Genomic DNA, 24,362 nt, shown 5'->3' with positions numbered 1-24,362 from the left:
CGTCGGTGCGGGACCGTGGCGGACCCGCTGGGCCCGGTCGCGGCGGACGCGCCCGCCGGCGGCGGACGCGGTCCCCATCCTAGTCGTTGCCCGCCGACCGCCCGGGTGCGGCGGGAGCGCCGCCGCCGATGGCCGTCCGGCTCTCCGGCCCGCCCCCGGGCGCGGCTCCCGGCCCGTCCCCGGGCGCGGGTCCGGACGGGGTTCCCGGCGCGGTCTCCGCGGCGTCGTCGGCGCGGGGGTCCTTGCGGCGGCGCTTGAGCGCGGCCTGCAACCGTTCCTTGGCCCGGGTCCGGCGGAAGCGCTGGAGCTCGGCCATGATCTGCTCCCGGGTGAGCTCGTTCTTGCGCGCGTGCTTCTTGATCTCCCACGGGAAGTAGTACGGCTCCCAGGGGACCTCGTCGTCCTCGCGCCACCGCCCGCCCACGAGATAGCGCACGACGGTGTTCAGGAAGGCCATCACCGGCACCGCGAACAGCGCCCCGGCGATGCCGAAGAGGATCGTGCCGGACGCGACGGCGAGGAAGACCGCGAGGGGGTGCAAGGAGACCGCGCGGCCCATCACGAGCGGCTGCAGGACGTTGGACTCGATCTGCTGCACCAGCAGCACCACGGCGAGCATGGCCAGCGCGGTCCCGAACCCGTTGGCCACGAGGGCGACGAGCACGGCCACGGCACCCGTGACCACGGCACCCACGATCGGGATGAACGAGCCCAGGAACACCAGGATGCCGATGGGCAGCGCGAGCGGGACCCCGAGCAGGGCCGCCCCGAGCCCGATGCCGACGGCGTCCACGAACGCCACGAACCCCTGGATCCGCGCGTACTGCACGAGCGAGGTCCAGCCGCGACGGCCGGCGCCGTTGACGGCCCGCCGCGCGCTGACCGGGAAGAGCCGGACGAGGAAGAGCCAGATCCGCTCCCCGTCCATGAGGAAGAACAGCAGGGTGAAGAGCATGATGATGATGCCGGTCAGCACGTTGCCCGCGGTCGAGCCGAAGGACATGGCCCCCGAGAGGACGGCCTCGCTGTTGTCCTGCACCGTGGTGCCGAGGTCGTCGATCCAGTCGTTCACGCTGTCCGCGCTGAGGTTCAGGGGCCCGTCCTCGAGCCAGCCCAGCAGCTGCTGGGTGCCGACCACCACGTTCTCGGACAACCGGGCGAAGCCCAGGACGATCTGCCGGCCGGCCAGCACGAGCAGGCCCGTCACGAGCCCGATGAGCACGAGGACGGCGATGCCCGAGGCCAGCGCCGCCGGCACGTGCCGTCCCCGCAGCCACTTCACCAGCGGGAACAGGAGTCCCGCGAGCAGACCCGCGACGAGCACGGGAATGATGACCACGGTGATCGTCGACATCATGTAGCCCAGGAGCCCGACGGCCGCGAGGATGATGATGAGCCGCCACGACCACGCCGCGGCGACCCGCACCGACACGGCGACGCCCCCGGCGGCGTTGCCGTGCAGCGGCGGGAGCTCGGTGCCGGGTCCCGGCCGCGAGGGGCGCTCGGCGTCGTGCGATGTCGATGGCATGGCAACATCTTGGCACGCCCGCCCCCGGCAGGGACCGGTGGACGCCCCCGAGGCGCCGTTCCCTGCGCCGGCGTGCGCTCGGTGGAAGACTGGCGTCATGTCACGCACGTTCCTCCGCGTCCTCGCCCAGCGCCGCCCGGCTCCCGCCCTGACCCCGGACGCTCCTCCGCGGGAGGAGCTGGAGGCCGTGCTCCGTGCCGCCGGAGGGACCGCGGCCGCCGACCCGGGACTGAGCTGGCGGGTGGCCGTCACCACCCGGCGCTCGGCCCCGGAGCTGGCGGCGGCCCTGGCGGGCATGACCCGGGTCCCCAACATGTCCGCCCCCTTCCCCCGGCTCAAGGGCAAGCAGCTGCGCCGGCTCGCGGCGTTCCGGGGCGCCCTGAAGTGGGCGAGCACCGGAGGCGTGGGCTGCGCGCTGATCTTCAGCCCGGACGACGCCCTGGACGTCCCCCGCAAGGAGCAGCTGGTCGCGGCGCACGGGGCCCGCCCCCTGCTGGAGGCCGCGTTCTGGGCCGCCGGCTGGGGCACCGTGTGGGCGCGGCGCGACGGCGAGGGCGAGGACGCCGTCCGCGCCTTCTACGGGCTGGCGGACCAGGAGAAGCTGCTCGGCTGGCTCTTCGTGGGCCGCCCGACCCGCGGCGTCTCCGCCGAGCACACGGCCACCCGCCCCACGCCCGGACCCCGCATCTCCTACCACTGACACCACGGCGCCCGACCCTGGCCCCGCGTGCCGGCACACGACGACGGCCCGTCACCCGCGGTGTGCGGATGACGGGCCGTCGCGGTCGGGGACGACCTAGCTCGAGGTCATCTCCCGGATGATCGCCAGGATGCGCAGGATCTCGACGTAGGTCCAGATCAGCGTGACCGTCAGGCCGAAGGCGGCGGACCAGGCCATCTTCTCGGGGACGCCGACCTCGACGCCGCGCTTGATGTTGTCGAAGTCCAGCACGAAGCTGTAGGCCGCGAGCAGGATGGCCACGGCCCCGATGAGCAGGCCCAGCCAGGGACCCAGCGGGCTGTCCGTGCGGATGTTGAAGCCGAACAGCAGGACCGCGCCCAGGTTGACCAGCGCGAAGACGACGTACGCCATGAGCGCGACCATGAAGATCTTGGTGGCGCGCGGGGAGGCGCGGACCTTGCCGGAGCGGAAGAGCACCAGCACCGAGACGAACACGGCGATGGTGCCGATGACGGCCTGCACCACGATGCCCGGGTACATCGCCTCGAACATCCCGGAGATGCCGCCGAGGAACATGCCCTGGAACAGGCCGTAGGCGAGGATCAGCGCGGGCGACGGCTCGCGCTTGAACGCGTTGACCAGACCGAGGACGAGACCGATCAGGGCACCGGGGATGGTCAGCACCGGCATGATCCAGCCGGCGAGCGCGCCGAGGACCACGGTGCCGAGCACCGTGGCGGTGCGCATGATGACGTCGTCGTACGTCATCCGGCCGGTCTGGTTCGTCCCGGCGGCCGGGGCGTTGTACATCGAGTCGAGGCGCTCGGCCGAGTACGGGTTGCCCTGCTGCGGCCGGCCGTAGCCGCCCTGCTGGTAGCCGGACTGCCCGTAGCCGGGCTGCTGCTGGGGGGTTCCGTAGGAGGTCTGTCCGTACTGGTTCCCGTAGGACTGGGCGCTGCCTGCGCCCGGCTTCGAGAGATCGCGGAGAAGCGGGTTACCGCCGGCCATTTATGGGTCCTTCCGTGGCACTGATGTGCGTGATGTGCGTCCAGCTTAGCAACGCGAGCACCACGGAAGCATGAGAACTGCTGTGCTTAAGCCGAGGGCGTGCCGGGAGTTCCTCCGGCTGCCCTCGCCGTGCTCCCCCCTCCCCAGGAGTGCGGACAGACATGTCTTTGCTTCTGCATACATGCTGGGGGGAAGAACTCGTCGTCCCGTCCCGGAGGCCCGCCATGCCCGAGCACCCCGCCCAGTGGGTCCCGCTGGCCGCGATCCCGGTGCTGCTCGCCGTCGGGGCCCTCGCCGTCCTCCACTGGAGCCGCTACCTCGGGGCGCTGCAGCGGCTGCACCGCTCGCGGACCGCGCCGGGGGCGCTCCTCGCGCCGTCCACGACCGCGTGGCTCGAGCTGCGCCGCGCCGAGCACTACCGACAGGCCTACCGCCTCACCTGGGCCGTGGTCGTGGTGCTCGCCGTGGGCCTGGCCGCGGCCGTGCTCGCGGACTGAGTCGCGGAACGCCCCGCCATGGACCAGCTGCCCGGCGCCGTCCTCCTCTACGGCTGCTTCCTCGTCGCCGGCTCCGGCGCCACGGCCCTGTGGAGCCTGGTGCAGGCCGGTCTGGACCTGGCGCCGGCCGCACGCCGCCGGTCCCCCGCGTCCCGCGCCTCCGCCCGGAACCACCTCACCCGGGCCGTGTCCGCCACGGCGGTGGCCCTGCTGGCCGCCGGTGTGCCCGCGTGCCTGGGGCACGCCCAGTGGCTCGCCGCGCTCCTCGGGACCGCCTGAACCGGTCCCGCCGGCCGGCGGGCCCGCGGACCCGTCGCGGCGGCCCGGCCTGCGGGAGTGCCCCCACCGGCCCCGGACCGGCCGGGACGAGGACGGCGGCGGACCCCCGTGGACCACCGCCGGCCGTCACACTCGCCGGGAGCCCTCCCGGCGTCGTCGGCCGACCGCATAGGATCGGTGCGGGCGTCCGTCCGTGCACCTGTGCGCCCGAACCCCCGCCCATGCTCGACCCCCGACGACCGGAGCCTCCCGTGCGCCGTACTGCTGCCCCCCTGCTTCTCCTCCCCGCCCTGGCGCTGACCGGCTGCGGGCCGACGTCCGCCGACATCCAAGCCATGGTGAACGGACCCGCCAAGACGTACGACGACGCCACGGCGCTGCGCGAGGACGTCGTCGATGCCGGTGTCGAGTGCCCGGGCACGGACCAGCTGTCCGCCCCGGACGATCCGGGAACCACCTTCCTGGACTGCACCAACGGCAGCATGGGGATGGCGGTCGCCGGCTCCGAGCAGAGCATGGAGGGCCTCCTGGCCACCCTCGACGGCAGGGGACGGATCCCGTTCCTGCACGCGGAGAACTGGGTCATCATCTCGCCGAACGAAGCATCGCTGCAGCAGCTGCAGGAGGATCTCGGGGGAACGGTCGTCCCCGACTCCTGACCCCGCACCGTCCCGGCCGCGGCGGTCCTGGTCACCGCGATGCCGATGGCGCTGTGGTGACTGCGGGACGCGCCCGCCGTCGAACCGCGCACACCGTGGTGGCCGGTGCCGCTCATCGGTCTCCCCGTCCTGGTCCACGTCGTGGCCCGGCTCACCCGGGCCCCGCGGCCCCGGCCGCCGCAGGTGTCCGCGGAGAGGGTCCGCTCCGCGCCGGTCACGGTGCGGCTGACGGTGCCGCTGTGCCTCGGTCTGGCGACGTGCGGGGTCCAGGCCGCGTCGCTGTGGGCCGACGCGGCCCTGGAGTGCGGTCTCGTCCGACTCGGTGCGGCCCACCCCCGGCGGCGGATGGCGGCCCTGGCCGTGGCGGCATCACTGGGCATGGACGCCGCCGGGGCGCACCGGACGGCCCGCGTCCCGGAGGAACGGTCCACGTCCTGACTGGTCGCGCCTCGGCCACGGAGCAGTTCGCTTCGCTCGTCGTGGCCACCGCTCCTGTCGCAGCACCCCGGGGCACGCGGGCTCCTGCCGCACCGACGACCACCACGACCGCCCGCACGGCGCCGGCCCCGGCCCGCGGAGGTCCACGCCGGGTGTGACGACCCGACCGTCCCCGACTTCGCCCGGAGGTGGACCCTGCCACCTCCTTCAGAGGGGACATGGGCACTACCGGCGCGGCGCGTCCGGTTGTAGCGTTGCTGCACCACCGATATCAGGGTCAAGGCAGGTGCGACATGACCACCGCTCTCCCCATGCCGGTCGTCGCCGGGGTCGATCACAGGTTCGTGGGCCTGCCGGACGGGACCATGCACGTCGCCACGATGGGGTCGGGCGACCCGGTGCTCCTGCTGTCGGGATTCGGACAGACGTGGTGGGAGTGGCGCGAGCTGATGCCTGTGCTCGCCGATGCCGGGTATCGGGCGGTCGCTCCGGATCTGAGAGGCGAGGGATGGAGCGACCTGCCCGTCGGGGCGATCACCCGGACGCGTCGCGCCGAGGACGTCACGGCGCTGCTCGACACGCTCGGACTCGACCGGGTTCGACTCGTGAGCCACGACATGGGGGCGATCACCGCGTGGCAGCTCGCTCTGGACTCCCCCGACCGCTTCTCTGCGCAGGTGGTGCTGGCGGTGCCGCCCCCGCAGATGAGGTTCTCGTTCGACCTGCTCCCCGGCATGCGGCACCTCTGGCACCAGGAGGTCCTCGCGATCCCCGGTCTCGGGGCTGCTCTGCTGCGTGAGGGGCACCTGCCGCACCGGTTGTTCTCGCACTTCTCGGCGCGACCGCTGAACCCGGAGGCCGTCGCGCTCTACGTCGCCCTGCTGCGCGACCTCGAGCTCTCGCAGGCCGCGGGGCCCTTGTGCCGGCGGATGGTGCTCCCCGAACTCGGACGGATCGCCCGAGGGTCCTACCGGCACGAGCGGTTCGCGATGCCGTCCTTGTTCGCCTTCGGCTCCGCCGACATCGGCTTTCCTCCGCACATCGCCCGCAGGCTGTTCGCCGACCCGAACGCCGTCGGTGCCGACGCACGGCTCGCGCTCGTCCAGGGCGCCGGCCACTTCGTGGTCGACGAGGAGCCGGACGCCACGGCGGCCCTCGTCGCGGAGTTCTTCGCGTCGGTGTGACCGTGGCGGGTCCCCGGACGCCCCGTCCTGCCCCGCAGGTCCGCACCGGGCTCGGGCACATGAGGGCATCTCCCACCGACGAACTCTCCGGGGTCGAGAGCGGCCGGTGAACGACGGGGCACGACTGCGGTCGCGTCCACCGCGGCCGGCTCCTGCGAGGGTACGCAGCCGGACACGTGCCCCCAGTCAGACTCGAACTGACACTGAGCGGGATGTGGTTCAGCAACTCGCGCACCTGGCTCAATACCCCACAGCCGCTTGGAACATCGGGTACGACGATGCAAGTGAGTGCAGTCCGACGCGGTGAAAACGGCGGATTGCTGGAGAACGCGCTCACGCCCCGGCTCCTGCGGCACCACCCGCCTCGGACTCCGCCGTGCGGTACACGGAGGACAGGCATCCGTCGAGCGCCGCGCCGTTGCCGGCAGAGGTTCCGCGGGTCAGATAGAACCGCCGTGTAGTCGCGCGGATGTGTGTCCCAGCTGGTGCTGGGCCTGCTCGTCGGAGCCGGTCGCGGCCTTCACCGCGTCGGCCACCGTGCGCCGGATGGTGTGCGGGGTCACGTCCTCGAACTCGGTGCCCGCCCGCGCCGCACGCCAGGAGCGCTCGAAGTTGCCCACCTGGATGTGCGTGCCGGCACGGCTCGCCAGCACCGGCCCCGAGCTCGACCGGCCGACCGCCAGGTGCCGGCGCTTGAGCAGCGTCACCGTCACCGCCGGCAACTCGAGGTCTCGCGCCGACCCGGACCCCTTGCCACCCTCCTGCCGGTAGGAAGTGCCGGCCGAAGCCATGGTCGCCGACACCGCCGAAGTGGCGCTGTCCAAGTCGAGGTTTTCCCACCGCAGCGCGCACAGCTCACCGACGCGCAGGCCCGTGCCGGCCAGAAGATCCATGCCGTCCACCAGTGGCATCTGTCGGTTGCCTGAGCGCCCGCCGCGCTCCCACGCGATCAGCACGGCTCGCAGCCGTGTCAGCTCCGCGGCCGTCACCGTGCGCCGCGACTTGCGCTTCACCGGCTTGAACTTCCACCTATCACGATCCACCGGATTGATCGGGATGGCACGCTCGCGCACCGCGATCTGCAGCGCCTCGTGCAGGATCCGCCGACAACAACACGGGCGTCACCGGCATCAGCACGGTGCCGACGCCAGCACCACTCATGGAGTGCACGCCGGCGGGTGCCGACCTGGATGAGCCAGTCCCCGTTCCAACGCAATGTGTAGCCGTTGCGACAGCACGGCGCGTTTGCACCCGAGGCGATCGCATCGGAAACCGGCTCGTCCATCCCGGCGTCGCCCTCCACACGGCCCGTCGCAGTGGGGACCTTACTGGGCATGGCCACCCACCTGCTACTGGGCACTCGCTCGGACAACATGGCCGACCGGGCGATGAGAGGCAGGATGCCCTCGGCCACCGCCGCCCGGTGGCGCCGACTCTCCCGCACCGAGCGTTCCGCCCGGTCCCGGCAGCTGCGTGCGGAGCTCAAGACCCATGGCTGGGACGGTCATTCCGAGCTTCGCCTCGGTGGCGTCGACATCGGTAGGGGCAGGAACCATACGGGCCTCCAGGGTGGGGTGGGAACTGTTGGCCCTCATGTGTACGGCATCCCTCGTATGACGTGTCTGTCGTCGTTGCACCAGGCCAGACAAGGAGCGTGCCCGCAGCCCCGCCCCTGGCCAGGACGTCTGGACGAAACCAACCCGGTTCGGGCCCTGCCCCTGGCACCTTCAGCATCACGGCGGGGGCGCCGAGGGTTGAGAGGAACGGCACCGGGGGCACGAGTGGACCGCGCATTCGTGGGCTCCGGCCGCCTTCCAGCCGCCCGGAATTGGAGTACGGGGAATCGTTTGTATAACTTTATTATTCGAAGGTTGGATAAGATGGTGGTATGGCCAACGCAGCAGATCCTCCTTCATCGCCTCACCGGCAGGAGTCCGTTTCGGCGCCGGGATCGGCGTCCTGGGCCGGTGGGCAGGCCGACGGTCCTGCCGTCGGCTGGGAGGAGCAGTCCTGGGACAGTGCGCCGGTGGTCGCCGGGGCGATGTCGCGCCGGGCGCGGATGGCCGCCCGCGGCCCGTACCGGGCAGCCGTGCCGGCACGGATTGCCGACCTGAGCGTTGTCCTGCCTCCGGCGGTGGCGGCAGAGGCCGAGGACGCCTTGATGGAGATCGCCCGCTTCGACGCCGAACTGACCTCGGCATTACCAGGGGTCGGCGGCGAGGACCAGGAGGAGCACGGGGAGTTGGCCCCGCTGGCGGCGGTGCTGCTGCGCACCGAGTCCACTTCCTCCTCTCAGATCGAGGACATCACCGCTGGTGCCAAGGCCTTGGCGCTGGCCACGGTGGGCGAGAGAACTGGGCCGAACGCGGCGATGGTGGCTGCCAACGTCACCGCCATGCAGGCCGCGGTGGCGATGTCCGAGGACCTGTCGGTGGATTCTCTCCGGGCCGCCCATGCGGCGCTGATGGCCGGTCAGGACTACGCCGCCCCGGGTCGGTTCCGCACCGGGGCGGTGTGGATCGGCGGGACGGCCCCGACCCCGCACACCGCCACCTTCGTGCCCCCGCACCCCTCCCGGGTGCAGGCGACGATGGACGATCTGATCGTCTTCTGCCACCGCACCGACGTGCCGGTGCTGGCTCATGCGGCGATCGCCCATGCCCAGTTCGAGACCATCCACCCCTTCGCCGACGGCAACGGGCGCACCGGGCGGGTGCTCGTCCACGCGATGCTGCGCGCCGCCGGCGCCACCCGGGCCCTGACAGTGCCGGTCTCGGCCGGGCTGCTCACCGACACCGGCTCCTACTTCGATGCCCTGACCGCCTACCGCGACGGGGACCTCACCTCGATCGTGAGCCGGTTCGCCCGCGCCGCCTTCACCGGGGTCACCAATGGTCGCGTTCTGACCGAACAGCTGCAAAGCCTCTACGCCACCTGGGAGCAATCCCTGCACGCCCGTCGCGACGCTGCCGCCTGGACGGTGCTGCCCCTGCTGATCCGACAGCCGGCGGTGACCGTGCGCTGGGTCGCCGACCACGCCCGGGTTTCCCAGCCGGCCGCACAGCGGGCCATCGACCAGCTGCTCGCCGCCGGGGTGCTGATCCCAGCCACCGCCAACCGCCGCAACCGCGTCTGGATCGCCGAGGACGTCACCGCCGCCCTCGACGACTTCGCCGCCCGCGCCGGCCGCCGCGGCTGAGCACCCCTCCTGCCAATACCGGCGGGGCTCAACCGGCGTGCCGGTCGTCGATCATGGCCTGGGCGGCGCCGAGCACCGCCTGGGCTCGCCCCTGGCTGTTGGCTTCCACTGGGGAGATCCCGTCCAGCCAGGGATTGGCTCCGAGGAACCACAGGCGAGCCACCTCATCGCCTTCCGCAACTGTGAGCACGACCCAGACCCGGTGCGCCAGCCGTGGCTTTGACTCCGCCGGAGGGTCGGGGGCAGGTCCGTCGTCCCCGGCCCACTGGACGGCGATGCCGGGGTCCTGGCTGCCGGCCATCACGGCCACCAGGGTCCGGCCCAGGTGGTCAGGGAGGCCTCGGACGACCTCCCGGATGCCCGGCTCGGCTGCACCGGTGGGCGAGGCGCTGGGGCGCTCACCTCAGCAGTCGTCACGATGGCCTGAATCGTTGCCGCTATCTGGAGACCTGCTTACGCTCGCCCCAAGCAACTTCTTCCGCTCTCGGAGGCCGGCATGGCCACGCGCCACGACGCACTTCCAGCACCCGCTGATCCGGCCACCACCCCGCACCCTGCGCGGCCAAGACGGCCGCGGTGGCGGAGGATCGGACGCTTCGCCGGCTTCACGGCAATGGTTCTCCTGGTCCTGGTGCTGGTCTCCAGCGGGCTGCACTTCGCACTTACCCACTACGAGCGCACCAGCAGCGTTCCGTACGGTCAGCGGGTGGCGGTGGACGGGGGCTCGGTCAACGTCGTGGACCACGCCGCGGAGGGCCCCACCGTCGTGTTGCTCACCGGGCTGGGCACCCCCTCCCCGGCCCTGGACTTCGCCCCGCTGGTCCGGGAGCTCGACGGCTACCGTGTGGTGGTGGTCGAAGGGTTCGGCTACGGCTACGCGGACATGACCGGCCCGGAGCGGACCGTCGAGAACGTCTCCCAGGAGCTGCACTCCGCGCTGGAGGCCGCCGGGGTCGAGGCGCCGTACGTGCTCGGCGGCCACTCCCTGGCCGGCTTCTACATCCTCGACTACGTCAACCGATACCCCGAGGAGGTCTCCGCGGTCATCGGCATCGACACCACCGTGCCGGCCTTCGCCGCGGCACAGGACGACGCACCGGCAGCCGAGGGCGGGGGCATTCGGTGGGACCGGCTGGCCTCATCCACCGGGCTGCTCCGCTGGGTCCTGCTGGCCGCCCCCGATCTCGCCCTGCCTGAGACGACGGCGCACACCGCGGACGAGCGGGAGCAGATCACCCGGATGACCATCTGGAACTTCGCCAACCCGGCAGTGACCGACGAGACCCGGCGGATCGGGGACAACGCCCGCCGATTGGAGGACCTGGGGTTCCCGGCTGATCTGCCGGTGCTGATGCTGCTGGCCCAGGACACCGTGGACCAGACCCCGGAGTGGCTCCCTTCCCACGAGAAGCAGCTGCAGGACGTGGAGGACCACGAGCTCGTAGTGCTCGACGGCGGCCACTACCTGCACTGGACCCGCTCCCCCGAGATCGCCGCGGAGGTCACCACGTTCCTCGACGAGCACGACGTCGCGGCCCGGAATCCAGCCGGCGCCGAAGCATCGGCGTCCGCGGGCTGAGAGCGCCGGCCCCGCTCGTCTCAGACCAGCGGCACCAGCCCCGAGCGCAGCAGCGGCAGCCCGCGCAGGTTGAGGTAGTGCTCGATGCTGGTCACCGACGGTGACGTCCGGTCCTCCTCGGCCTCCCACAGCGCGTCGCACCCTGCGCACACCTGAACGACATCGCCCGTGGCCTGCACCCGGTACCGGGCCACCGTGCCGTACTCGCACTCCGGGCACTCGTTGTCCTCCACGGCAGCTCCTCTCCCTCTCATCCTCCGGCCGTCAGCCGGGATCCTCACCAGATCGATCGGGGACCCCGCCGCACCGGTGTTGGTGCTCACGAGGTCCTCGGTGATCAGATTTTGCACCGGGTCGCCCCAGCGGCGGAAGTGCTCTCACACAATCACCAGGGCCCGGGTGCGACTGGGGCGCGGCGCGCCCTCCACGTCCGCCGGCAGAGGCTGCCCGAGCATGGAGAGGCTCCCGGTACGGTCCGTCCTGGCCCGCCGCAACGCCCCGGAGAGGGCGGCGTCGGAGCGGTTGTTCACGACCTTGCCGGCCGCCGCCTCGTACTCGAGCATCTGAACCAGGGCGACCTCATGGCGGCGGTTGGTGATCCGCTCGGCGAGCCCGGACAGCACCCGGTGGTCACGGTGATCGAGATCGGCCATCACGTCCGCACGCCAGGAGGCGAGCATCCGCTCCCTCGCGTCCTTGGAGGACCGCGACGGCACCCGAAGCCGGGTGCAGCCGAACCGGACGCACGCCACCGTCACGGACTCCTCGACCGGGCGCTGCGCCTGGGCCGGCACGGTCAGACCCGCCGCGGCCTGAGCCAGCTCGCGGGCTTCCCCGGTCTGCTGCAGACGCTCCAACCACCGCGCCAGCGAGGCTTCGGTCGCCGAGTCCGTCACCAGCCGCGGGTGACGCCCGTGCTCGGTGACGAAGGCACGATATGCCGCAGCACGACGACGACGGTGCGTGCTGACGACTCCGGTGCGGGCGGTCACCGGCTCTACCTCTGACCGGCGTTGGCGAGTGCCTTCAGGACCTGGCTCGCGTAGGTTCGGCTGCTGTCCTTGCAGTGCTCCCCGGCCCACGTCGCCAGCTGAGCCTCCCGCGGGTCGGCTGCGTCGATCTGCGGGGCCCGGCGGTCGGCGCGGGCGAACTGCTCCAGCTCGGCCAGTTTCTCCCTCTGGTTCGCACCCGGGGTCGACACCCGGCACCGGGCACGGGCCTCGGTGATCGCCTCGGTGACCTCCGGGTCCGTCTGCAGCCTCACCCACTCCCACAGCGACTGTTCACGGGCCACCCCGGTGCCGGGCATCGGGGCGCGCATGTGCTTGGCGCAGAACTTCTGGTAGTACTCCAGGTCGTTCACCGGAGGAGCAGCCAGCGCACCGCCGGCCAGCAGCTCGCGCACGGCCTCACCGGTGCGGGTGCTGGCGTCCTTGTGCTGGGCGATCCACTCGCCCAGCGACTTCTCTTCGGGCTCGCCGATCCGGCGGGAGGGAGGACGCTCGTGGGAGGCGACGACGTCGCGCAGCTGCTCGAGTCGCTCGGTGGCGCTCATGCGACGGTGCTCGGTGGTGGTGGTCATGCCCATCATGTGTGCGGACTGCGTGCTAACGCGAACACGGCGCCGGGCGGCCGGAACGGAGATCTCCGGCACGCGCCTACGGCGCCGGCCGACCTCAGTGCATCGGGCGTTCCATAGTCCTGAAGCCTCTCAAGAGTGACTTCGGGTCCACGGACCTACCGCGCCTGCTTCCGGGCCTTCCGCTTGCCGTCCAACCATGTCCTGCCCCACAAGCCGACGGTCAGCCCGATCGCCGGCAGTACAGGGAAGGCGATGAGGACGAGGATGATCTACCTCCCGTCCCAGCGCGCGTGAACTGACTGCGGCGCCCTGTGCAGTGCTTTCAGTGCTCTCACCGCCGGTCCTCGGCCCGGTTGTTCTTCCGCAGCGTCAGCAGGACCCAGATCGCCAAAGCTCCGGTGTAGATGGCCCAGAGGACCCCGTTGCCCCGCGCGATCACCCAGACGCTGACGGCGAGGTACGCGAGCCCCCAGAGCACGGTCCACGACAGCCTCTTGCGCCTCATCGCTGCACCGTCGCCTTCATCGCCGGCGCCACGACGACGAGCAGACAACGCACCGTGCTCGACACCGCCCCACCCCCTGCTCGCATCCTGGCACGCCGGCCACCGGGCCGTCGTTCCCCTCTTGTGGCTCGGAAACTCACCGGCGCCGGCCGGTACCGTCAGCGACATGGACGAGACTGCCCAGCGCACCGACGCGGTGCCCGTACCGACGGCCAGGCAGGCCCTCGTCCGCACCGTGCCGGCCGCCGCGGTCCTGGCGATCAGCCTCCCGCTGGGCACTTGGTGGCTGCTGGGTGTCACCGGTGACGGCGGCCCGTGGTGGGCGTGGTTGCTGATCCTGGTGGCCACCATCGGACTGTCGGCGATCGTCCAGCGCTGCGCGAGCCCTCCACGTCCTCGCATCGACCAGCGCATCGGTCAGGCACAGTGGGCACCGGCTATCAGGGCCGTTGCGAAAACCGGAGAGCTGCCCGCCTGCCCGAGGTGCGGACCGCGGTCGGGGTAGCAGCCTGCGGCAACATCGAAGAGCTGATCGGACTCAGCTCCCTGCTCGTGGGCATCGTCTTCAGCGCGCTGATCCTTCCGGACCTGTGGACCGCTCTCCCGCCGGTGATCCTGTTCACCGGGATCGCAGCTTTCCGCGTCCGCCGATCCTGGGCCTACCTGCGCACCCTGCACACCGCCGGCCGCATCGGCTGACGACCTGGCACACGCGCTGGCCAGCTCGCCCCGAGGCGCCTCGATCGCGCGGGTTTTGGGTGACGAGCACGACGGCGCGAACACCGCGGTCACGGCAAACGGCGAGGCGCGACTGTAGTCCAGCGCCCGGACCACCATGCATCCGGCCAAGGCGAGCTGCAGCAGTGGGTCACTGCTCGGATCGAACGGCACATCGCCGACGCACGCTGAGCCGTCCGAGGCCGCGGAACCCGCGTGCTCGGTGGGCGATCGATGCGGCCGACGATAGCGCCGCCCATGGCTGCCAGCTCTACGAGAAACCACCCCGTCGTCGACACGATGCGTTCTGAGGGCGTCATCAGGCAACGGTGGAGTCACGAACCCACCTTGGTGCTGATGCCAGTGGGCAGGTGCCGCGGATACTGGCTGTGTAGCCGTTGCGGTTATCCCTGTCGTTGCACGCACACCTCTCCGAGGTCGCAGAGGCCGTGCGTTGCCGAGCGCGGGGCGGAAGCGATGATGACAGGTGACCTGGGATGATCTCCGCTGCTGATGTCGACGAACTGACCGGCCGGGTCCGCGGCCCGGTCCTGGTCCCCGACACGGAGGGCTTCGCGCAGGAGGTGACTGGGTTCAACCTCGCCGGGGTGGCACGCCCGAACGTCGTGGTCGGAGCGACTGGTACTGAGGACGTGGTGGCCGCGATGGGATGGGCGGGCGCCCACCGGTGCCCGGTGGGGGTCCAGGCCACCGGACACGGGGCGGACCAGGCCATGGAGGGTGGGCTGCTGATCACCACCAGCCGGATGCAAGACCTCGACGTCGACCTCGTGCACCGCACCGCCCGGGTCGGTGCCGGGGTGCGGTGGCGCAACGTGCTGGAGGCCACGCTCCCGCACGGGCTGATCGGACTCAACGGCTCCTCCACCGACGTCGGGGTCGTCGGCTACACCCTGGGCGGGGGCCTGCCGATCCTGGGCCGCACCTTCGGCTGGGCCGCCGACCGCATTCTGGCCGCCGAGCTGGTCACCCCCGACGGAGCCGTGCACCGCCTCGACGCCGACCACGACCCGGAGCTGTTCGGCCTGCTGCGCGGGGGCACGGGCAATCTGGGGATAGTCACGTCCCTGGCCTTCGAGCTGGTGCCCCTGGACGGTTTCTACGGCGGGGGCATCTTCTACCCCGGAGCTGATGCCCACCAGGTACTGACGGCTTTCAGTTCCTGGGCCCCGGCCCTGCCCCCACAGGCCAACACGTCCGTGGCGCTGCTGCGCCTGCCGGACCTGCCGATGGTGCCGGATCCGTTGCGCGGGCAGTTCGTCGTACATCTGCGCTTCGCCTGGGCTGGGGATCCTGACCAGGGGGCGCAGGCCCTCGCCCCGATGCGCGAGGTCTCCCACCCCGTGCTGGATACGGCGGCCCCGATGGACTACGGCGAGGTCGACCGGATCGACATGGACCCGACCGAACCGGTCCCGCTGTTTCACACCGGAGGCTTCCTGGCAGACTTCGGCACTGACGCCGTCCAGGACCTGCTGGCCGTGGCCGGACCGGGGCAGGACTTCCCCGCCGTGGCCGTGGAGGTCGTCCAGATGGGGGCGGCCTTCTCCCATCCCGGGCAGGTTCCCGATGCGGTGCACGGGCGCGGAGCTGATTGCTTCCTCGGGGTTGTCGCTCTGCTCGTGCCCCCGGTGGCCGAATCGGTACCGGCGGCGGTGGAGGCACTGCTGCAGGCCATGGCCCCGCACGCCCCGGGTGGGGTGTTCGTCAACCACTACGGCTTCCCGGACACCGAAGCTGAACGCGCCCGTGCCTGGCCGGCCGAGGCCTACGAGCGGCTCGTTCAGGCCAAGACCGCTCTCGACCCGCAGAACCTGCTGCGTTTCCAGCACGTTGTCGGCCAGGGACACCCCTGACATCAAGTCAGTTCTCGTTGTTGACCAATCCCGTCTATTTTCCCCAACGGGGCCGTGGCTTGCCCGGAAGGGGCTCGGGAGGCCCGGCGATGGAGCGGCAAGCACCTCGCCTGACATTCCGGGCATGGGACCGGTAACTCTCGACGACTCCGGGGCAACCCTGAACGACGTCGATCTGCGCGCTCTCGCCCTGCTGGACATCACCGGCCTGGCGCACCTGCGCGGGGCGACGATCGACGACCTCCAGCTGCAGCAGCTGGCCGCGCATCTGGGCATCGACGTCGCCGGCTGAGAGACCCTCAGCCTGAGCCGCCGGCGTCCCCCGGAGTCAGTCCTGCTCGAACCAGTCGTCCTGATCGTCGGCGACGTAGGCCGGCAGCTCCGCGTCCTCGGCGGCTTCCAGCTGCACCCGGTAGGCCGGCACCTCGTGCTCGGGCGTCTGGTCGTGGTGCTCCTTCCAGTACCCAGGCATCGGCCGGTCGCTGCCCTCGCTCGGGTCGCGTGCCACCAGCTTCCAGGTGACAGTCGAGCCGACCCGGAACGGGTCACCGCAGCACTGCTGCTCCCACTCGCGCAGCTCCACCTCGATCATCATGACGCGAACCTAGCAGCGTCAGGCAACGCTTGCCCTGCCCGCTACCGGCGCCTCGCGCGATGTCCCCCGCCCGTCGCGAGGGAGCGGTCAACGTGCCTGGACAATCACGTCAGGCCGTCACTCGAGTGGGCCGGTACCGCTGGGCGACCGCCCCCGACCGGAACTCATGGCAGTCCACGAGCTTGAGCTGGATGCGCTCGCGCAGACCGGCGAGCAACGTCGGCCCGTGACCGGCAAGGACCGGCTGCACCACGAACTCGTACTCGTCGATCAGTCCCAGATCCGCCAACGCCGTCGGGAGCGTCACACCCCCCACCCACAGGCCCTGGCCCGACTCCTGCTTGAGCCGCTGAACCGCTTGCCCCACGTCGCCTCGCACCAGCTCGGCGTTCCAATCGACCTTGCTCAGTGTGCTCGTCACGACGTACTTCTTCGCCCGGTCGATGGCCTCGGCGAACGGGATCTCCCACTCGTCCATCCAGTCCGGCCACGTGCCCGTGGCCGGCTTCCGCCACGCCGACTCCATCATCTCGTAGGTCACCCGGCCGAACAGCAGGGCATCGGCTCGCTCCATCTCAGCGGTCCAGTAGCGCATCGACTCCCCGTCCGGGGGAAGCCCGGCCTCGTGATGGCAGCACCCGTCGAGCGTGACGTTGATCGAGTACCGAAGTGGTCTCATCCCGCTGTTCTCCCTTGCTGTTGCGCCGGCTCGGTTGTCTCAGCGTCCGGTCGATTCCGTGCCTGCTGCTCGCTCGGCGACGACGTGCTCGCGTTGTCGCTGGATCGCCCCGGCCACCCGGTAGGACTCCTCGGCCGAGACCACCATCGATGTCTCCGCGGTGGTGATGCGCACGCTCGGCCCGCCCATCAGATAGCCGGTGGCCCCGTCGCCCATCCTGCGCCGGCCGATCGGCCACCACGGGGTACGCGGCCCGACGGCCACCTCGGTGATCTGCTCGTACGGGATCCGCACCTTGCCCCAGCCCTGCGGACGTCCACGGCCTGTTCATCGAGCCGTCGGGTGACCGATCGGTTCACCACGAACGAGTACGCCGTGAAGCCGACCATGAGAACGGGTCCGGTCGTCAGAAGCCACGGGCCTTCCGGCATGATCATGAACGCCGCCGTCAGCACCCCGAGGAACAAGACGGCGATCGCGATGCGGATCCGCCACGGCTGGAACGTGACGAACTGCGGTGTCTCCTCCGGATCGGTGCGTTCGGCCATGCCTCATGATCGCCGACCACACCGGTCGAGGGTAGGCCCGGTCCCCGGACCAACGGCCCACATTCCGCACGATATCCGGCGGCGCGCAAGTCGTCGATGGCCTCATCGCGCACTGTGAAGACATCCACCGTTATCTCGTCCTTCGTTTCGCTCGACCCGTAGCCACTCCGAGGGACATCGGCACCGGACGCGCCTTACCGACGTCGATCGACGATGCTCTCCCTCGTGCTGAAGGTTTTTCTGCAATGCACTTCAGTCGCCGACCGCACCACGTGGCGGCAGTTCGCAGGCCGTGTGTCTCTGTGCTGTATCGAGGCGATGTACGCCAGCGCGTTCAAGGCGTGCTGACGGCTGCGCGGATCGGTCCGCGCGGCGCCGGCGAGTCGTGGTCCAAGGCGTCAGCGCCTCCAGTCGCGCTCTGGACTGCCAGTCGTACGACCGCCACAGAGCGAACCCCTTGGAACTTTGCAACGCCCTCAGTGCAGATTTCGTGTCGAGAATGGAGAATAAATGGCGAATGGACCACTGGTAACCGTGACAGACTCGACCGGTTTCCGCGCGCTACCAAGGTTGTTCAGTGCCCCCAGTCAGATTCGAACTGACACTGCGCGGATTTTAAGTCCGCTGCCTCTGCCGATTGGGCTATGGGGGCGGCACCGGCCAGGACACCGGGCTGACGCCCCACCCTATCGTCTCGCCGGGACGGGCTCCTGCGGACCCGGGAGGACATGACGGCCGGCGCCGATCGTGCGGCCTCAGGTCACCGCGTCCCGCAGCGCGTGCCGGAGCCGGGCACCGTGCATGGTGGCGGAGAACTCCTCGTGCTCCGGGCCCAGCGGGAGCCGGAGCCGAGCGCCGTCGGGCGGAGAGTCGTGGAGGTGCAGCCCACCGAGCCCCCGGAGCGCCCGGGCCACGTGGTCGCGGGAGGAGCCCGCTCCCGCCCGTCGGACCAGCAGGAGCCGGGAGGTGGTGACCACGGCGACGCCGCGGTGGCCCCGCCACCAGCCCGGCGCCAGGACGAGCAGGCTCTCGGCGGGAGCCAGCAGCGTCTCCAACCGCCTCAGGGGCTCGCGCAGCAGGAAGCGCTGGACCGGGCCCAGGGAGCCGCGGGCAGTTCGGAGATCCTGACGCACAGGGAGTTCCTTCGCTCGGCATCGGACGGCGCGATCGGCCGCGCGGTCCCCGGCCGCTGCCCCGGCCGGAGCCTCCCGCCGCGATCGTCGGAGCGGCCGCGGGATTGCTCCCCCCATCATGGGGAGGGCGATGACCTTTGTAAAGACGGCGGGCCGGGACCCGGGGACGGCTCGACCCCGCCGCGGCGGACGGCCGGGGCGGGGTCGGACGGGGACGCCGACGGGCGGCGTCGTGGGGTGGGGTCAGAGGTTGGCCTTGCGCGGGGCGGGGGCCTTCCCTGCGGCGACCTGGAAGCGCGTGCGCGGGTCCCGCTCGTGGCGCAGCGTGGTGATGTCCCGGCCGAACACGAGGTTCAGGGCCCACTCGGTGAACACCCGGGCCTTGCGGTCCACGGTGGGGATCGCGTAGCCGTGGTAGAGACGGTGCATCGCCCACGCGGCGACGCCGGAGAACTCGATGCCCTTCTCGGGCAGACCCGGGAGACCCTTGATGCTGGCCACGCCCTTGTAGAGGCCGAGCCCCGCCACCGCTCCGAGGTTCTCGTGGTAGTAGTCCTCGAGCGGCTTGCCCGCGCGGGCGGCCAGGATGTTCCGGGCCATCGTGTGGGCCTGGCGCACCGCGTGCTGGGCGTTGGGGACGCAGTACCCGCCGACTCCGCCACCGGTCAGGTCCGGCACCGCGGAGACGTCGCCCGCGGTCCAGGCGCCCTGGACGGGCCCGTCGTCGCCGGTGACCCGGAGGTCCGCCCCGGCACGGACGCGGCCGCGCTCGTCGAGCGGGAAGTCCGTGCTCTTGACGAGCGGGTTGGCCTGCACGCCCGCGGTCCAGATGAGCGTGTCGGTCGCGAACTCACCGGCCGGGGACTTGTCCTCCATGTTGAGGAGCTTGAGGTTCTTGTCCACCGCGGAGTCGAGCGACGTGTTGAGCAGCACCTCGATGCCGCGGCTGCGCAGGTGCGCCACGACCTTCTCGGCGCGGTCCTCGGAGACCTCGGGCATGATCCGGCCCATGGCCTCGATGAGCACGAAGCGCAGGTCGGAGACCGCGAGCCGCTCGTTGCGGGCGACCGCGTCGCGGGCCATGTCCTCGATCTCGGCGATCGTCTCGGTGCCGGCGTAGCCGCCGCCGACCACGACGAAGGTCAGCGCCCGGCGCTTGGCGTCCTCGTCGCTGGTGAGCGAGGCGACCTCGATGCGCTCGAGCACCCAGTTGCGCACCGCCACGGCCTCCTCGATGGTCTTGAGGCCGATGCCGTTCTCGGCGAGACCCTCGATCGGGAAGGCGCGGGTCACGGAGCCGCCGGCGATGACGATCTCGTCGTAGGCCAGCTCGAAGATCTCGCCCTCGTCGATGCCCTTGACGGTCGCGGTCCGGTTCGCGTGGTCGACCCCGAGCACGTGGCCGGTGACGATCTCGCTGTGCTTGAGGTGCTGGCGGTGGGGCACCACCGCGCTGCGCGGGGAGATGTTGCCGCCGGCCACCTCGGGCAGGAAGGGGAGATACATCATGTAGGGGTTGGGATCCACCACGGTGACGACCCCGCCGGAGTCCTTGATCCGCTTCTGCAGTTCCTGTGCCACGGTGAAGCCGACGTAACCGCCGCCGACGATCAGAAGGCGCGGTCGATCCTTTGCCAGTTGAATAAGAGCCATGTCCCCGAGTCTACTCAGAAACCTGCCGGGCCCGACGCCCGTCCGGGGCGCCGGCACCGTGTTCCGGAGCACGGTTCAGACGCGGCCGTCCGGGCCCTCGGCCACGATGCGGCGGATGTGCACCACGGCACCTGCGGTGAGGCCCAGGACGAGCAGCCCGAACCCGGCGAGCACCACCACGGGCAGCAGACCGGTCTCGTCGAGCGGCGCGACCGGCTCCGGCGGGGCGACCTCGGCCTCGACCTCGTCCGTGCCGGGCGGGGCACTCCCGGTGGGTCCCGCCGTGGGGGTCGCCCCGGCGCTGCGCCGGTGCACGCGCACCCACTGCTCCATGCTGCCGAGGGGGTTGCGGTCCACCTCGGGGACGTCCTCCGTGAGCGCGGCCTCGACGTCCAGCACCCCGTAGCCGTAAAGCGGGTCCTTGCCCGGCGCCCCGGTGTCCCGGGCGGTGGAGACGATGCGGTTCGCGACCCGGGCGGAGCTCATGTCCGGCCACTTGGCCTTGATCAGCGCGGCGGTGCCGGCCACGACGGGGGCGGACGCGGACGTCCCGGCCCACGTGGCGTAGCGGTCCCCGGGGATGGCGCCCACCATGGCCTCGGAGGGCCCGGCGACGGCGATGGAGATCCCCTGCGAGGAGGACTCCCAGCTCGCCTCCCCCGTGCGGCTCACGCCGCCCACGGTCAGCACGCCGGGGATGGTGGCCGGGGCACCGACCTGCACGAGACCGGACCCCCGGTTCCCGGCGGAGGCCACGACGAGGACGTCCTGCTCCTCGGCGTAGAGGAAGGCGTCGTCCCAGCTCTCGGGCCAGGAGGTGGTGTTGGAGCCCACCGACATGTTGATGACGTCCGCGCCGTTGTCCACGGCCCACCGCACGGCGTCCGGGAGCTGCTCGTCGACGCTGCGGACTCCCGCCGACTCGTTCCCCAGCCACGTGGAGACGGCCAGCACCTCGGCGTCCGGGGCCACGCCCACGATGCCGGCCGGCCGGCCGGGGGCGTCGTCGTCCCGTCCGCCCGGGGCCGTGTGTCCCCGGCCCGCGGCCACGGACGCCACCAGGGTCCCGTGCTCCGGCTCCGTGCCGAGCCCCTCCTGGCCGTCGGGGGCGCCCCCGCCCGAGACGTCGGTGCCCCCCACCACGGCGCCCGCCAGGTCCTGGTGCGAGCCGTCCACCCCGGTGTCGATGACGGCGATCCGCACGCCCTCCCCCGTGGACTCCTCCCACGCCTCGCGCACCCCGTACTCGTCGAGCCAGTACTGCAGGGGGCGGATCCCGTCCGCGGCGATCCTGGAGGTGTCCGGGGCGCGGGTGGCTCCGTCGCCGGGCACGGGCGCCACGGTCGCGGGGTCGTCGAGCGGGATGCTCGGGGCGGGGCCCGGGATCTCGGGCCGGGCGTGCGCGGGCCCCCCGCCGGGCAGGAGCAGCGCGGAGACGGCGAGCACCGGGACGGCCGCCCGCGCCGCGCCCCGCCACCGGGGAGGGCGGTGGTGCGGGGGACGACGACGGGCTGGGCTGGAAGACATGCGTCCTTCCGGGTGGGGGTCCGGGGCGGTCCGGGCGGGTCAGCCGACCTGGGACAGGGCGATCCCGTCCAAAATATCGTGTTCGCTCGCGATGGCCGAGTGCACCCGGCCGCCGGTGGCGGTGCCGACCCGCTCCACGATCCGCCGCCACACGAGGGCGCCGCCGCCGATGACGTCGACCCGGCCCTCGTGCATGTACGGCAGCGCGGCACGTTCCGCGCGCGTCATGGCCGTGAGCTCCCGGCACGCCTGCTCGATCCGCTCGGCCGGCAGCTCGGCGCCGTCGATCGCCTCGGGGTCGTAGGCCGGCAACCCCAGGGCGTGCGCCGCGACGGTCGTGATCGTGCCGGCGACGCCCACCAGGTGGGTGGTCTCGGCGAGCGGCACCGTCTGCAGCACGACGTCCACGGCGTGGTCCACGTCGCGCAGGACGGCGTCCTGCTGCGCCGGGGTGGGCGGGTTGGAGCCGAGGTGCCGCTCGGTCAGGCGGACGCAGCCGATGTCCATGCTGCGCTCGGCGCGCACCCCCTGGGCGTTGCCGAGGACGAACTCCGTGGATCCGCCGCCGAGGTCGACCACGAGGACCCGGTCCTCGGGGTCGGTGCCGCCCACGGCGGCCGAGGCCCCGCGGAAGGACAGCTCCGCCTCCTCGTCACCGCTGATGACCTCGGGGACCACGCCGAGGCGCTCACGGATCCCGGCGAGGAAGACGTCCCGGTTGCCGGCGTCGCGGGTGGCGCTCGTGGCCACGAAGCGCAGGTGCTCCACGTCGTGCTCCTGCAGCAGCCGGGCGTACTCGTCCGCGGCCGCGAAGGTGCGCGCGAGCGCCGCCTCCGCGAGCCATCCGGTGGCGTCCACGCCCTGGCCGAGACGGACGACGCGCATCTCCCGCACCACGTCCTCGAGCACGGTGCCGCCCTGCTCCTCCCCCGTGTCGGCGATGAGCAGTCGGATGGAGTTGGTGCCGCAGTCGATGGCGCCTACGCGCATGGGGAGTCCTCGGGGGTGTCGGGGCCGGGGTGCCGGGGGTGGGGTGTTGGGGGTGGGGTGCCGGGTGGTGCTCAGGCCTCGCGCCAGGCGGGGTCGCAGTGGCAGGCGTCGAGGGTCCACCACTCGGCGATCGCGGCGAGGGTCTCGTCGCCGAGCGGGTTCACGCCGGGTCCGGCCGCGAGGGCGTGGCCGGCGAGCACGTGCAGGCACTTGACCCGCACGGGCATGCCGCCGGCGGAGATGCCCTCGATCTCGGGGACGGGCCCGGTGCCGGCCCGGGCGCCGATCCTGGCGCGCTCGGCGAGGTAGTCCTCGTGCGCGGCGCGGTGGGCGGCGGCGAGCTCCTCGTCCCGGGCGACGCGGTCGGACATCGCGTACATCAGCCCTCCGGCCTCGAGCCGGGACACCGCCGCGGTGATCACGGGGTGCGCCAGGTAGAACACGGTGGGGAACGGGGTGCCGTTGGCGAGCCGGGGCGCCGTGGCCGCCACGAGCGGATTCCCGCACGTGCAGCGGGCCGGGATCTCGACGACGTCGCGCACCGGTCGCCCGAGCTGCCGGGAGAGGACCTGCAGGTCCAGGGACGTGGGCTCGACCGTCCCGGCCGTCACCCCGAGCCCGCGGGGACCGGGGACCTGTCCCCGGCCGGGCTCCTGTCGGTGCTGGGTGTTCACTCCGTTCCTTCCTCCGCGGGGCTGCCGCGGCCGTCCGTCGCCGCGTCCTGCGGCTCGTCGGTCCCGGCCGCGGGGGCGTCCGGGACGATCTGCTCCGTCTGCTCGGCGGTGCCGGGCTCGTCCGTGTCCCCGGGGGCGGCGGACTCGTCCGTGCCTCCGGGGGCCGCGGGCTCGTCCGTCGTGCCGGCGCCCGCTGTGCTGCCGGTGTCCTCGGTGCCGGCGTCGTCCCCGGTGCTGCCGTCGTCCCCGGTACTGCGCGCGCTCCCGGCGGGGGCGGCGTCCTCGTAGGCGGCGGCCACGACCGAGTGCCAGAGGGCGTCCACCCACGCGGGCTGCGCGGCCTCGATCTGCGCCGCCGAGGAGTCCACCACGGCGCCGTCCATCTCCTCGGCGCCCACCACCAGGTAGGAGCGCTCCCCCGGCATGACGTAGAGGAGCCGGTCCCGGGCCTGCTGCTGGACGTAGGTCTCGTCCGACCACTGCTCCACCTGGTCCTCCAGGGACGCCTGCTGGGCCTCCATGTCGGCGATGGCGCGCTCGAGCTGGGCGATCTCCGCCCGCTGCTCGAGGAAGATCTTCGTGGTCGGCGCGGCCAGGAAGACGATCAGGACGGCGACGAGCACGAGGACCAGGAACCGTCCGCTGAAGGTCCGGGCGGGTGTCGGCGAGCCGACGGCGCTGGAGCCTCCGCCCGCTCCAGCGGCACGCCCACGGGGCCCCTGCGCGGCGTCCCGCCCGCCGAGCAGGCGGGTGGTGCGGGGGCGGGGAGCGGGCATGCTGACCTCACGGGGGGAAGGGTGGGAACGGGGACCAGTGTAGCGCCGGCGGG

At 71.9% G+C, this 24,362-nt stretch carries 29 protein-coding genes and 1 tRNA gene; 12 read left to right on the top strand and 18 right to left on the bottom strand.

The features are described 5' to 3' along the window. Positions 1 to 79: 79 nt before the first annotated feature. On the bottom strand, positions 80 to 1,528 hold the full coding sequence (locus ACH9D3_RS08100) for an AI-2E family transporter (RefSeq protein WP_396410531.1): 1,449 nt from the start codon (positions 1,526 to 1,528) through the stop codon (positions 80 to 82). A gap of 97 nt (positions 1,529 to 1,625) precedes the next feature. Between ACH9D3_RS08100 and ACH9D3_RS08095 the strand changes: the two genes are divergently transcribed. Beyond that, complete coding sequence (locus ACH9D3_RS08095) at positions 1,626 to 2,228, top strand: nitroreductase family protein (RefSeq protein ID WP_396399223.1); 603 nt, start codon at positions 1,626 to 1,628, stop codon at positions 2,226 to 2,228. A gap of 96 nt (positions 2,229 to 2,324) precedes the next feature. Here ACH9D3_RS08095 and ACH9D3_RS08090 read toward each other — a convergent pair whose 3' ends face one another. Beyond that, on the bottom strand, positions 2,325 to 3,218 hold the full coding sequence (locus ACH9D3_RS08090; RefSeq protein WP_396399224.1) for a Bax inhibitor-1/YccA family protein: 894 nt from the start codon (positions 3,216 to 3,218) through the stop codon (positions 2,325 to 2,327). Positions 3,219 to 3,442: 224 nt separating this feature from the next. Between ACH9D3_RS08090 and ACH9D3_RS08085 the strand changes: the two genes are divergently transcribed. From ACH9D3_RS08085 to ACH9D3_RS08065, 5 genes are all read left to right on the top strand, one after another. Next, positions 3,443 to 3,715: a hypothetical protein gene (locus ACH9D3_RS08085; protein ID WP_396410530.1), complete on the top strand. Its 273-nt coding sequence runs from the start codon at positions 3,443 to 3,445 to the stop codon at positions 3,713 to 3,715. 18 nt (positions 3,716 to 3,733) lie between these two features. Continuing rightward, a complete protein-coding gene (locus ACH9D3_RS08080; protein WP_396410529.1) occupies positions 3,734 to 3,994 on the top strand; it encodes a hypothetical protein in 261 nt (86 codons plus the stop codon). A gap of 335 nt (positions 3,995 to 4,329) precedes the next feature. Beyond that, positions 4,330 to 4,653 carry a hypothetical protein gene (locus ACH9D3_RS08075; RefSeq protein WP_396399227.1) on the top strand — a complete coding sequence of 108 codons (324 nt, stop codon included), beginning with the start codon at positions 4,330 to 4,332 and terminating at the stop codon, positions 4,651 to 4,653. A 105-nt stretch (positions 4,654 to 4,758) separates the two neighbouring features. After that, a complete protein-coding gene (locus tag ACH9D3_RS08070) occupies positions 4,759 to 5,091 on the top strand; it encodes a hypothetical protein (RefSeq protein WP_396410528.1) in 333 nt (110 codons plus the stop codon). Positions 5,092 to 5,384: 293 nt separating this feature from the next. Continuing rightward, positions 5,385 to 6,275 carry an alpha/beta fold hydrolase gene (locus ACH9D3_RS08065; protein ID WP_396410527.1) on the top strand — a complete coding sequence of 297 codons (891 nt, stop codon included), beginning with the start codon at positions 5,385 to 5,387 and terminating at the stop codon, positions 6,273 to 6,275. A 440-nt stretch (positions 6,276 to 6,715) separates the two neighbouring features. Here the strand turns inward: ACH9D3_RS08065 and ACH9D3_RS08060 are convergent, their stop codons facing one another. Next, positions 6,716 to 7,348 (bottom strand): tyrosine-type recombinase/integrase, encoded by a 633-nt coding sequence (locus ACH9D3_RS08060; RefSeq protein ID WP_396410526.1) that lies wholly within the window; start codon positions 7,346 to 7,348, stop codon positions 6,716 to 6,718. 1,088 nt (positions 7,349 to 8,436) lie between these two features. Here ACH9D3_RS08060 and ACH9D3_RS08055 point away from each other — a divergent pair. Further along, positions 8,437 to 9,474, top strand: a complete 1,038-nt coding sequence (locus tag ACH9D3_RS08055; protein ID WP_396410525.1) for a Fic family protein — start codon at positions 8,437 to 8,439, stop codon at positions 9,472 to 9,474. 28 nt (positions 9,475 to 9,502) lie between these two features. Here the strand turns inward: ACH9D3_RS08055 and ACH9D3_RS08050 are convergent, their stop codons facing one another. Continuing rightward, positions 9,503 to 9,775, bottom strand: a complete 273-nt coding sequence (locus ACH9D3_RS08050) for a hypothetical protein (RefSeq protein WP_396410538.1) — start codon at positions 9,773 to 9,775, stop codon at positions 9,503 to 9,505. Positions 9,776 to 10,105: 330 nt separating this feature from the next. On the opposite strand from ACH9D3_RS08050, the gene ACH9D3_RS08045 reads away from it, so the two are divergent. Beyond that, a complete protein-coding gene (locus ACH9D3_RS08045; protein ID WP_396410524.1) occupies positions 10,106 to 11,053 on the top strand; it encodes an alpha/beta fold hydrolase in 948 nt (315 codons plus the stop codon). Between the two features lie 20 nt (positions 11,054 to 11,073). On the opposite strand, the gene ACH9D3_RS08040 is transcribed toward ACH9D3_RS08045, so the two are convergent. The 4 genes from ACH9D3_RS08040 to ACH9D3_RS08025 all read right to left on the bottom strand — a co-directional run bounded on the left by ACH9D3_RS08040 (position 11,074) and on the right by ACH9D3_RS08025 (position 13,140). Then, positions 11,074 to 11,286 carry a hypothetical protein gene (locus ACH9D3_RS08040; RefSeq protein ID WP_396400320.1) on the bottom strand — a complete coding sequence of 71 codons (213 nt, stop codon included), beginning with the start codon at positions 11,284 to 11,286 and terminating at the stop codon, positions 11,074 to 11,076. Positions 11,287 to 11,430: 144 nt separating this feature from the next. Further along, a complete protein-coding gene (locus ACH9D3_RS08035; RefSeq protein WP_396410523.1) occupies positions 11,431 to 12,045 on the bottom strand; it encodes a hypothetical protein in 615 nt (204 codons plus the stop codon). Positions 12,046 to 12,050: 5 nt separating this feature from the next. Continuing rightward, complete coding sequence (locus tag ACH9D3_RS08030; protein ID WP_396410522.1) at positions 12,051 to 12,635, bottom strand: hypothetical protein; 585 nt, start codon at positions 12,633 to 12,635, stop codon at positions 12,051 to 12,053. Positions 12,636 to 12,966: 331 nt separating this feature from the next. Beyond that, a complete protein-coding gene (locus ACH9D3_RS08025; RefSeq protein ID WP_396410521.1) occupies positions 12,967 to 13,140 on the bottom strand; it encodes a hypothetical protein in 174 nt (57 codons plus the stop codon). A 166-nt stretch (positions 13,141 to 13,306) separates the two neighbouring features. On the opposite strand from ACH9D3_RS08025, the gene ACH9D3_RS08020 reads away from it, so the two are divergent. The 4 genes from ACH9D3_RS08020 (at position 13,307) to ACH9D3_RS08005 (ending at position 16,026) form a co-directional block, all read left to right on the top strand. Further along, positions 13,307 to 13,645, top strand: a complete 339-nt coding sequence (locus ACH9D3_RS08020; RefSeq protein WP_396410520.1) for a hypothetical protein — start codon at positions 13,307 to 13,309, stop codon at positions 13,643 to 13,645. After that, the gene (locus ACH9D3_RS08015) at positions 13,624 to 13,839 is read left to right on the top strand and encodes a hypothetical protein (protein WP_396410519.1); all 216 of its coding nucleotides are present in this window, start codon (positions 13,624 to 13,626) and stop codon (positions 13,837 to 13,839) included. The genes ACH9D3_RS08020 and ACH9D3_RS08015 overlap by 22 nt, the downstream gene beginning before the upstream one ends. Before the next feature lie 515 nt (positions 13,840 to 14,354). Then, positions 14,355 to 15,734 carry an FAD-binding protein gene (locus ACH9D3_RS08010; RefSeq protein ID WP_396410518.1) on the top strand — a complete coding sequence of 460 codons (1,380 nt, stop codon included), beginning with the start codon at positions 14,355 to 14,357 and terminating at the stop codon, positions 15,732 to 15,734. Positions 15,735 to 15,858: 124 nt separating this feature from the next. Beyond that, the gene (locus ACH9D3_RS08005; RefSeq protein WP_396410517.1) at positions 15,859 to 16,026 is read left to right on the top strand and encodes a hypothetical protein; all 168 of its coding nucleotides are present in this window, start codon (positions 15,859 to 15,861) and stop codon (positions 16,024 to 16,026) included. Positions 16,027 to 16,062: 36 nt separating this feature from the next. Here the strand turns inward: ACH9D3_RS08005 and ACH9D3_RS08000 are convergent, their stop codons facing one another. The 10 genes from ACH9D3_RS08000 to ACH9D3_RS07955 form a co-directional block, all read right to left on the bottom strand. After that, positions 16,063 to 16,329, bottom strand: a complete 267-nt coding sequence (locus tag ACH9D3_RS08000; protein ID WP_396410516.1) for a DUF6578 domain-containing protein — start codon at positions 16,327 to 16,329, stop codon at positions 16,063 to 16,065. 109 nt (positions 16,330 to 16,438) lie between these two features. Continuing rightward, positions 16,439 to 17,008 (bottom strand): dihydrofolate reductase family protein, encoded by a 570-nt coding sequence (locus tag ACH9D3_RS07995; RefSeq protein ID WP_396410515.1) that lies wholly within the window; start codon positions 17,006 to 17,008, stop codon positions 16,439 to 16,441. A 39-nt stretch (positions 17,009 to 17,047) separates the two neighbouring features. After that, entirely contained in the window at positions 17,048 to 17,302 is a 255-nt protein-coding gene (locus ACH9D3_RS07990; RefSeq protein WP_396410514.1) for a hypothetical protein, read from the bottom strand. Positions 17,303 to 18,134: 832 nt separating this feature from the next. Then, positions 18,135 to 18,208: transfer RNA gene (locus ACH9D3_RS07985), tRNA-Leu, on the bottom strand. 103 nt (positions 18,209 to 18,311) lie between these two features. Continuing rightward, positions 18,312 to 18,689, bottom strand: coding sequence for a hypothetical protein (locus ACH9D3_RS07980; RefSeq protein WP_396400331.1), 378 nt, complete (start codon positions 18,687 to 18,689; stop codon positions 18,312 to 18,314). Between the two features lie 243 nt (positions 18,690 to 18,932). Beyond that, complete coding sequence (locus ACH9D3_RS07975) at positions 18,933 to 20,342, bottom strand: NAD(P)/FAD-dependent oxidoreductase (protein WP_396400332.1); 1,410 nt, start codon at positions 20,340 to 20,342, stop codon at positions 18,933 to 18,935. A gap of 75 nt (positions 20,343 to 20,417) precedes the next feature. Further along, complete coding sequence (locus ACH9D3_RS07970; RefSeq protein WP_396410513.1) at positions 20,418 to 21,869, bottom strand: S8 family serine peptidase; 1,452 nt, start codon at positions 21,867 to 21,869, stop codon at positions 20,418 to 20,420. A 39-nt stretch (positions 21,870 to 21,908) separates the two neighbouring features. Beyond that, positions 21,909 to 22,859 carry a Ppx/GppA phosphatase family protein gene (locus tag ACH9D3_RS07965; RefSeq protein WP_396410512.1) on the bottom strand — a complete coding sequence of 317 codons (951 nt, stop codon included), beginning with the start codon at positions 22,857 to 22,859 and terminating at the stop codon, positions 21,909 to 21,911. A gap of 71 nt (positions 22,860 to 22,930) precedes the next feature. Then, complete coding sequence (locus ACH9D3_RS07960; RefSeq protein WP_396410511.1) at positions 22,931 to 23,533, bottom strand: DUF501 domain-containing protein; 603 nt, start codon at positions 23,531 to 23,533, stop codon at positions 22,931 to 22,933. Next, the gene (locus ACH9D3_RS07955) at positions 23,530 to 24,309 is read right to left on the bottom strand and encodes a septum formation initiator family protein (RefSeq protein WP_396410510.1); all 780 of its coding nucleotides are present in this window, start codon (positions 24,307 to 24,309) and stop codon (positions 23,530 to 23,532) included. The genes ACH9D3_RS07960 and ACH9D3_RS07955 overlap by 4 nt, the downstream gene beginning before the upstream one ends. Between the last annotated feature and the right edge of the window lie 53 nt (positions 24,310 to 24,362).

This window comes from Kocuria kalidii (assembly GCF_044462225.1).
Taxonomy (GTDB): domain Bacteria; phylum Actinomycetota; class Actinomycetes; order Actinomycetales; family Micrococcaceae; genus Kocuria; species Kocuria kalidii.
Note: the sequence above shows the minus strand (reverse complement) of the source record. Positions and strands in the feature narration are given on the sequence as shown.

Coding starts and splice junctions, on each gene's coding strand:
- ACH9D3_RS08080 (WP_396410529.1), top strand. CDS start 3,734: ATGGACCAGCTGCCCGGCGCCGTCCTCCTCTACGGCTGCTTCCTCGTC.
- ACH9D3_RS07955 (WP_396410510.1), bottom strand. CDS start 24,309: ATGCCCGCTCCCCGCCCCCGCACCACCCGCCTGCTCGGCGGGCGGGAC.
- ACH9D3_RS07995 (WP_396410515.1), bottom strand. CDS start 17,008: ATGAGACCACTTCGGTACTCGATCAACGTCACGCTCGACGGGTGCTGC.
- ACH9D3_RS08000 (WP_396410516.1), bottom strand. CDS start 16,329: ATGATGATCGAGGTGGAGCTGCGCGAGTGGGAGCAGCAGTGCTGCGGT.
- ACH9D3_RS08030 (WP_396410522.1), bottom strand. CDS start 12,635: ATGACCACCACCACCGAGCACCGTCGCATGAGCGCCACCGAGCGACTC.
- ACH9D3_RS08095 (WP_396399223.1), top strand. CDS start 1,626: ATGTCACGCACGTTCCTCCGCGTCCTCGCCCAGCGCCGCCCGGCTCCC.
- ACH9D3_RS08065 (WP_396410527.1), top strand. CDS start 5,385: ATGACCACCGCTCTCCCCATGCCGGTCGTCGCCGGGGTCGATCACAGG.
- ACH9D3_RS08055 (WP_396410525.1), top strand. CDS start 8,437: ATGGAGATCGCCCGCTTCGACGCCGAACTGACCTCGGCATTACCAGGG.
- ACH9D3_RS08075 (WP_396399227.1), top strand. CDS start 4,330: ATGGTGAACGGACCCGCCAAGACGTACGACGACGCCACGGCGCTGCGC.
- ACH9D3_RS07970 (WP_396410513.1), bottom strand. CDS start 21,869: ATGTCTTCCAGCCCAGCCCGTCGTCGTCCCCCGCACCACCGCCCTCCC.
- ACH9D3_RS08090 (WP_396399224.1), bottom strand. CDS start 3,218: ATGGCCGGCGGTAACCCGCTTCTCCGCGATCTCTCGAAGCCGGGCGCA.
- ACH9D3_RS08010 (WP_396410518.1), top strand. CDS start 14,355: ATGATCTCCGCTGCTGATGTCGACGAACTGACCGGCCGGGTCCGCGGC.
- ACH9D3_RS08020 (WP_396410520.1), top strand. CDS start 13,307: ATGGACGAGACTGCCCAGCGCACCGACGCGGTGCCCGTACCGACGGCC.
- ACH9D3_RS07975 (WP_396400332.1), bottom strand. CDS start 20,342: ATGGCTCTTATTCAACTGGCAAAGGATCGACCGCGCCTTCTGATCGTC.
- ACH9D3_RS08025 (WP_396410521.1), bottom strand. CDS start 13,140: ATGAGGCGCAAGAGGCTGTCGTGGACCGTGCTCTGGGGGCTCGCGTAC.
- ACH9D3_RS08100 (WP_396410531.1), bottom strand. CDS start 1,528: ATGCCATCGACATCGCACGACGCCGAGCGCCCCTCGCGGCCGGGACCC.
- ACH9D3_RS08005 (WP_396410517.1), top strand. CDS start 15,859: ATGGGACCGGTAACTCTCGACGACTCCGGGGCAACCCTGAACGACGTC.
- ACH9D3_RS08085 (WP_396410530.1), top strand. CDS start 3,443: ATGCCCGAGCACCCCGCCCAGTGGGTCCCGCTGGCCGCGATCCCGGTG.
- ACH9D3_RS08050 (WP_396410538.1), bottom strand. CDS start 9,775: ATGGCCGGCAGCCAGGACCCCGGCATCGCCGTCCAGTGGGCCGGGGAC.
- ACH9D3_RS07965 (WP_396410512.1), bottom strand. CDS start 22,859: ATGCGCGTAGGCGCCATCGACTGCGGCACCAACTCCATCCGACTGCTC.